Annotated in this window: 1 protein-coding gene; it reads left to right on the top strand. The window is 42.8% G+C overall.

Annotation, left to right across the window (positions count from 1 at the left end; translation table 11 throughout):
* Positions 1 to 165 precede the first annotated feature (165 nt).
* A partial coding sequence (locus OEV42_21050; GenBank protein ID MDH3976759.1) for a hypothetical protein occupies positions 166 to 7,060 on the top strand: 6,895 nt, incomplete at its 3' end.

Genomic DNA, 7,060 nt, shown 5'->3' with positions numbered 1-7,060 from the left:
TATCAAAAACTGGTCGCTAACGATCTCTCAATTAGCTATTTTCTTTGAAGGAAGGCTGGATAAAGAATTAATGCTTTGATATGATGAATAATTCCATTAACCCTGACACAGATTATTGAACACTACCTAATGTTAAGGGGTAAAAAAAACGACAATGCCCGATCTGTGTTATTCTGTGTTCACCTGTGTCCCCTTCTGGTTTTTCTTTTTACCTTCTTCCTCTTTTCCTCATCCCATGCCGCCGAATTTACCGCCACTACCGTCGGTGACTACGGCAACGTTACCGTTATGAATGTAGATGGTGCTTATGATGCCGAACTTGGTGACGGGACTTCCTATACTTTGCCTCGTGAGCAGATTGCCAAGGAATTTTATAAAAACCATACCGATGATTATGATTTTTTGGTAATCTTTACCAACTTTGATTTCCCGATGCCTTATAATGGTGATGCTGCGGCTTTTTATTTAGGTATTCGTAACAATGTGACCGGTATTGGGGAACCTCTTTTTGACAACTCTGCTGATTATGGCAGTAACAGCAAATTGCAGGGAACTGTCGATATGGGGAATATTCTTAATAATGTTGTTACTGATCCACTTGATCCTGAATTTAATGAAACCCTCAATTTATTAAGCCATGAAATTCTTCACCGCTGGTCGGCCCATCTGAAATTCAGGGATGAAAATGGAAACATTAGTGACGCCCTGCTCGGTAAGGACGGCAGTCACTGGAGCTTTCTTTTGGATTCCAACGGTTCTATCGAATACGGTAATGAATGGCGGGACAACGGCGACGGTACCTTTACTTCAGTTACACCATTCAGAGAGATGAAGTATTATGGGTCCCTCGATCTCTACCTTATGGGGATGATCGACAAGTCGCAAGTCCCGCCGCTGACGCTTATTGACAGCCCGGGGACGGACAAAAACCGCCTTCCCGAAGCAGGCGTTACCATTAGCGGCACGGCAAAGACGGTGACCATCGATGACATTATTGCCGCCAGTGGCGAGAGAATTCCCGGCCCCGGCCAGTCGCAGAAATCCTTCAAAACGGCCTTTATCTATATTACCCGGCCCGGTACTTTTAAAGAAACCGATGTGACGGGTATTGAAAATGTGAGAAACGCCTTTGTGACCCGCCTGTCCATACTGACAGACGGCGCTGCTATTATGCAGATCGCCTCGACGCCAAAGGATAGTCTGGCTTCTCCCCCCGGCATTACCCCTCCCGATACAACGCCCAGAACGGAAGAAGCGAATGTTTATGACGGCGTAGCCTGGCTGCTTGAGAGACAGGAGGCTGACGGCAGCTGGAAGGAATTTTCACAAACCATCGAAAGGGATACGGCAGAGGCGCTTAGTGCACTTGTCGATTTTGAATCGGCAGGGCAGGCTATTTTATATGGTCTTGAGTGGCTTACCCTGAGCGAATCGACCAATTCAGACTACCTGGCAAGGAAAATTAAGGCGCTGATTGCAAATGGCCAGGATGCATCGGCAGTCATCGATTCCCTTGCGGCAAGACAAAATACGGATGGCGGATGGGGCGGCGACTCAAGATATGTGAGTACCCCGACAGACACGGCATTGGCCCTTAACGCGCTTATTTCAGCCAAGTACAGCAATAACACGGTGATTTCAGCGGGAATTGAATATTTGAAATCAAAACAGAACAGCGACGGCGGCTGGGGCAGCGACAGCGGCAGTGATGTCCAGTCCACCACCGGTACGCTGAAGGTCTTTTCCTTAAAGCAGGACAGCCTTGATCTTGCCGAGCCCATTGCCTCGGGAACGGCCTGGCTCCTGGCTAAACAGAACAGTGACGGCGGTTTCGGCAACAGCCCGAGTACGGTTTACAACACGGCAGAGGCGCTCTTTGCCCTCAAGGAACTGGATGCTCCCTCCGAGGCTTCAACCCATGCCCTTAATTACCTCCTGTCCGGCCAGGCGGCAGACGGCAGCTGGGAGGCGAGCCCCTATCAGACGGCGCTGGCCATTAATGCCGTCTGGAAGACCTCTATCGATCCCGATCTTTCCATCAAGAGCGCAGACATTGGCTTTATTCCGGAAACGATTACCAAGCTCCCGGCCAATGTCGTTATGAGCGCCAATATCAAAAACCTGGGCAGGACGGATGTAGCGCAGGCGAAAGTTGTCCTCTACGATGGTGATCTGCTGCCGGAAAACATCATCGGCGAGCAGACGCTCGCTTTCCCCGGTGAATCGATAACGGCTGTTACCTTTCAGGCGTTAGTGGAAGACGGCGCCAGCCATGTTTACCGCCTATTTGTCGATGCCGACGGTATAGTGGCCGAATCGAGCGAAACGAACAATATAGCCGTCAAGATACTCGAACCGACGCCGACCTGGGATCTTGAAATTCTTTCATCGGATGTGACCCTCTCGGCAACAACTATCGATAAGTACCAGGATGTGACTATTTCGGCGAAGGTAAGTAATTGGGGAACGATGGATGCCTACAATGTCCAGGTAAGATACTTTATTGATGAAGTTGATAATCCACACGAAATTGCGACCGTTACTATTGATGTGCCCGCAAACTCGACTGTGACGAAGGAAATCACCTGGATTGCTGATAAGGCAGGCATCGATATGCCTGTAAGAGTTGAAGCAGACCCCTTTAACAATAGAGCAGAACTGTCGGAGGAGAACAATAGCGGAGACACTAACCTTACAGTCAATGACCTGGTATTTACCGATCCCAATATTGCATTAAATCCTGATGACATTTTAATCACACCTAATCCTGCCAATGAACGTGGAAGTGTAAGCATTTCAACTACAGTTAATAATAGTGGTTATTCGGCAGCTTCAAACATAATCGTGAGCTTTTATAATGGCATTCCTGAATCTGGTGGTACTCTCCTTGGTACTCAGGTAATTGATACACTTGGTGTTGGAGAAAGCGCAAATATTTCCGTTGAGTGGCCTGGTATTTCGGAGTCAGGAGAGAAGATTATTTACATTGAAGCTGATCCACAAAACCTGATTGTCGAGACAGATGAAAATGATAATTATGCTTTTACAGCACTTATGATAAAGAATCTGCCTGATCTTGTCCTATTAGATAGCTCCGTCGTTGTTATCCCTTCTGCTCCTGTCGATGGAGATGAGGTTAAGGTGGAAGTGATTGTTCAAAATGCCGGTGAACAAAGCGCTCAAAATGTCATTGTTAACTTGAAGTCAGGTACTGATATCATTGACTCAAAGGCGGTTGCAACGATCGGAGGGAATTCTCAGGCAACAGTCTACCTGAGCTATGGAATTGCAACGACCGGCAATTATGGTTTGGAAGTTACTGTTGATGAGGAGAATCTCATTATTGAGCAGAATGAGGAAAATAATTCTGCTGCAAAAACGTTTATAGCCCAGAACCCTGATCTTTCATTATCAGAACTTTATATTTCACCCAATGGAGACGGTGTTAAGGACAGTACGATTTTCTCATTTATTCTTGAAGTAAAGCAAAGTGTCAGCGTTGTTGTCCTGAATAGTGATGGCGAAAATGTTAGGAATTTTAGTGGAGGAGAACTGGATAATACTTTGACGGGAAGTATCACCTGGGATGGTTTGAATGATGCAAGTATGGTGGTGGATGATGGTGACTATCGAATTGAGATAAGGGCACAAAGTGGTGGCTTGTTGGGAAGTCAGGTTATCGTCGTTGATAACAACAGAACGTCTTTGGTTGAAGCAATAGGGACTCGTTATTTTTATCATATGGAAAGTGAAATTCCTCAAAATAGGTGGAGTTTTGCAGCTTGGTCACCCGATGAAAGGGGTGTCTATTTTAAAGGCTATCCTGATAAACGGTCAGATCATAAATATAATAAAGCAAGTCCCTATGGCATTTACCTTATGTCGCCCGATGGTAAGGATGTAAGTTTGATTTCACCGCCTGAATGGTATGGGAAACTTTCTTATAGATCGCAAATATCTAGAGAAGAACTTAGCTCCGATGGAAATAGTATGTCGCTTGTTCGCACGCCACTATTTCTGAATACCGGTATCAATTACGGTACCTGGTATGGATATCCGTCACAACTTATGATGATGGATTTAAACTCAGGAGAATGGAAGCTTCTTGCAAAGACAACGTACCCTAAGATTCCGGCCTATTTAAGTACTTGGCAAGTAAATAAAAATCAAAGTTATATAGGTGCTACATTGTGGACAGTTGATAGAAATAAAGTTGCTTATGCAGAGCGACGTAATTCGCCATACCCACCTCATGTTGAGCTCATGGTTATTAATTCAGATGGATCAGAGAAGAAAGTCATTCATAACGATGTATATGAACTTTATGAGTGGTCTCCAGATGGGAACTGGATTACTTTCACAGATAGGACAGGTAATCTTTGGTTGAGTGATATGTTTGGCAATAGACGGATATTGATGGAATATACTGATACTTATGCTTATAAGTATGCTAACAAGCATATATTGACATGGATATCGAATAAGGAGATTCTTTTTATCAATAGCACCAGAGAATCCCAGATTGTTGACATTAATAAACCACATGAGCAAGTCAAGCTGGAATCTAGCAACAGTAATTTTTTTCTCTCACCGGATAAGTCAAAGGCTATCAGCCTCAGAGAGGATATGATTAATATATTTAACCTGCACAATAAAGAATTAGTACTTCAAATTGATTTTGCTCCTTCTAATAATTGGTCGTCGGGCACCTTAGTTAAGAATAGTTATTGGTCCAGAGACAGTGAATACTTTTATGTAAATGGGTCCGACAGTGTTTTGATTGTCAATGTATCTTCATTGGAGTGGGAAATTCTTGACTGGGGGTACCCTTGGACTTATGAGGATAAAGGGTACTTTTGGCTGGATAATGAAAATCTTATAGTGAGAGATAAACTTTACAATGTAAAAACCAGAACTTCTAAAAGTTTCAAAACGCATAATGAGGCTGATGAATTCTTGTATAGCGGGATATCTCCGCTCGGAAATTACCTTTATTGCTTTAAGATATTTGGATGTCGTTATACTAGCTATAAATCCCTTTTAAATCTGTCAGCTGATCTGCAGGTGAAAAAAGAGAGTGGCTCTATTATTCTCAAGGGCAACGCTGCCGATAAAAACTTTGAGCGATACCGCATTGAGTATGCAGATGTGGATTCCCCCGATAATTGGAACATTATATTGCCTCCCTCGGAGACAGAGGTAATTAATGATGTTTTTACTTATTGGATACCTCCTTACGAAGGAACTTTCTATGTTCGCCTAACTGTGACTGATAAGGCCGGAAATGTAAAATCGAAGAAAAGAAAAGTCAGCTGGGGTTATCGTTCAAGTATTACCAATCTATATAAGACTTTAAACGTTTTTTCTCCTAATAATGATAATGTTAAGGACACTGTTGAGTTGCACTATAAGGTTCTGGAGCCTGTTTATCTGGAATTTCAGATTCTCAATGAAAATAACGAGATTATCAGAATCTTTAAAGAGACATACACGGAGCAGAAAGATGACTTTATCCGTTGGGATGGAAAGGATAGTTTTGGTGATGTTGTAGATAATGGAAAATATCGTATAAAGATTTTTGACATGGAAATGTTTGTTGAAGTTGACTATTTACCACCCGTGGTACAGCTAAATCTGGAGGGAATCTTGTCCGGGGGGGAAAACTATGTTGCTCAGCTTCAGGGTAATGTTGAAGATAACAATCTCGCTTCCTGGGCCATTGAGTATGGAGAAGGTGAAAATCCGCAGGAGTGGACTGCTTTTCGACAGGGAACGGATAGCTCCATGTTAAAAAAGTATGAATTTTCAGATGATGAAATAACCTTGCTTACTGGAAAGAAGTTCAGGCTCATTGCAGAAGACCTGGCCGGCAATAAAAGTTCAGTAATTACAGATTTTCTGGAAGAAAAAATTATACTTAACTTATTTGATGATGAATTTGTTCCGAGTCCTGAAAGTCTTATAAAGGTTCCTTCTGAATGGGAAACTCATTTTGTAGAAGGTTTTGAAACAATCAGGTTGCCTGTATCGGAACTAAAGCTGCAATACAGACAAGACTTCGGTTGGATTGATGCTATTAGCTTAACGGATATAGCTTTGCCTAAGGTTGACCTGATTTGGAGAATGTCTCCACTGCCAGCGGATGTTAGATTAATGGCTGTAAATAATATAGGTGAGGAATTTTATTCAAATGTTGCATCTGTAATAGGTACGAAAAGTTTCTTGCTTGTTCCGTCTTGTGAAAGATTAGATGGTTATAATGACCTTGGTGGTTATCTTAAAACATTAAAAATACAAAAATATGACGAAATGACTTTCAAGTGGAAGGATGTTTCAATTTATGAAGGAGATGAGATTCCAGCAGCTTTTAATGTTGGTAATGTTGAAGCTGGAACTTTTCGCATGCAGGGCATTAGTCATTTTGGAAGCCTTATAGGGAGTTCTGCTGTTAATTATCCACCCGATTGTATAGATATTACGGTTGATCTCAAATATGAGGAGGCCAAGACCTGTGGTCTGGCGCCCGGCAAAGTCAAGGTGCTGCCTGAATTTGTTGGATTGTCACCAAAATCAATTTTAAATAGCCTGAGCTATTATCTTGGAAGTAATCTTTTAAGCAAATATGACAATCCTTTTACAGGAATGGGGGGCATTACTATAGAAACGAATGATCTCCAGGAAGGTACCTATAACGCAAAAGTTGTTTTGATCTATACTGATCCCGCTACTCGTGAAACCAGAGAAGCGGTAGCAAGTAAGGAGCTTATAGTAGACAGAACGCTTCCTGTCTCAAAAATTAATTATCCTTCCAATTATCAATTAATTTGCCCTGTAAAAGTCGATACTCAGTCAGATGACTGGTATAGCGTTCAGGTGGAAGGAATTGCTACTGACTTAAATGAAGTGAGCAAACATGAATTGTATGCAAAAAAGGATAACGGGCTAGATGCCTGGACTATTGCAAAGACAAGAGAAAGCGGAGAAAGTAAGCCCCTTTCAAAGGAAGGGCCTGCTGAGGGAACCCTTGGGCTTTGGGATATAACAGGTCTCGATGGTCAGT

It is taken from the genome of Deltaproteobacteria bacterium (assembly GCA_029860075.1).
Taxonomy (GTDB): Bacteria; Desulfobacterota; JADFVX01; order JADFVX01; family JADFVX01; genus JAOUBX01.
Note: the sequence above shows the minus strand (reverse complement) of the source record. Positions and strands in the feature narration are given on the sequence as shown.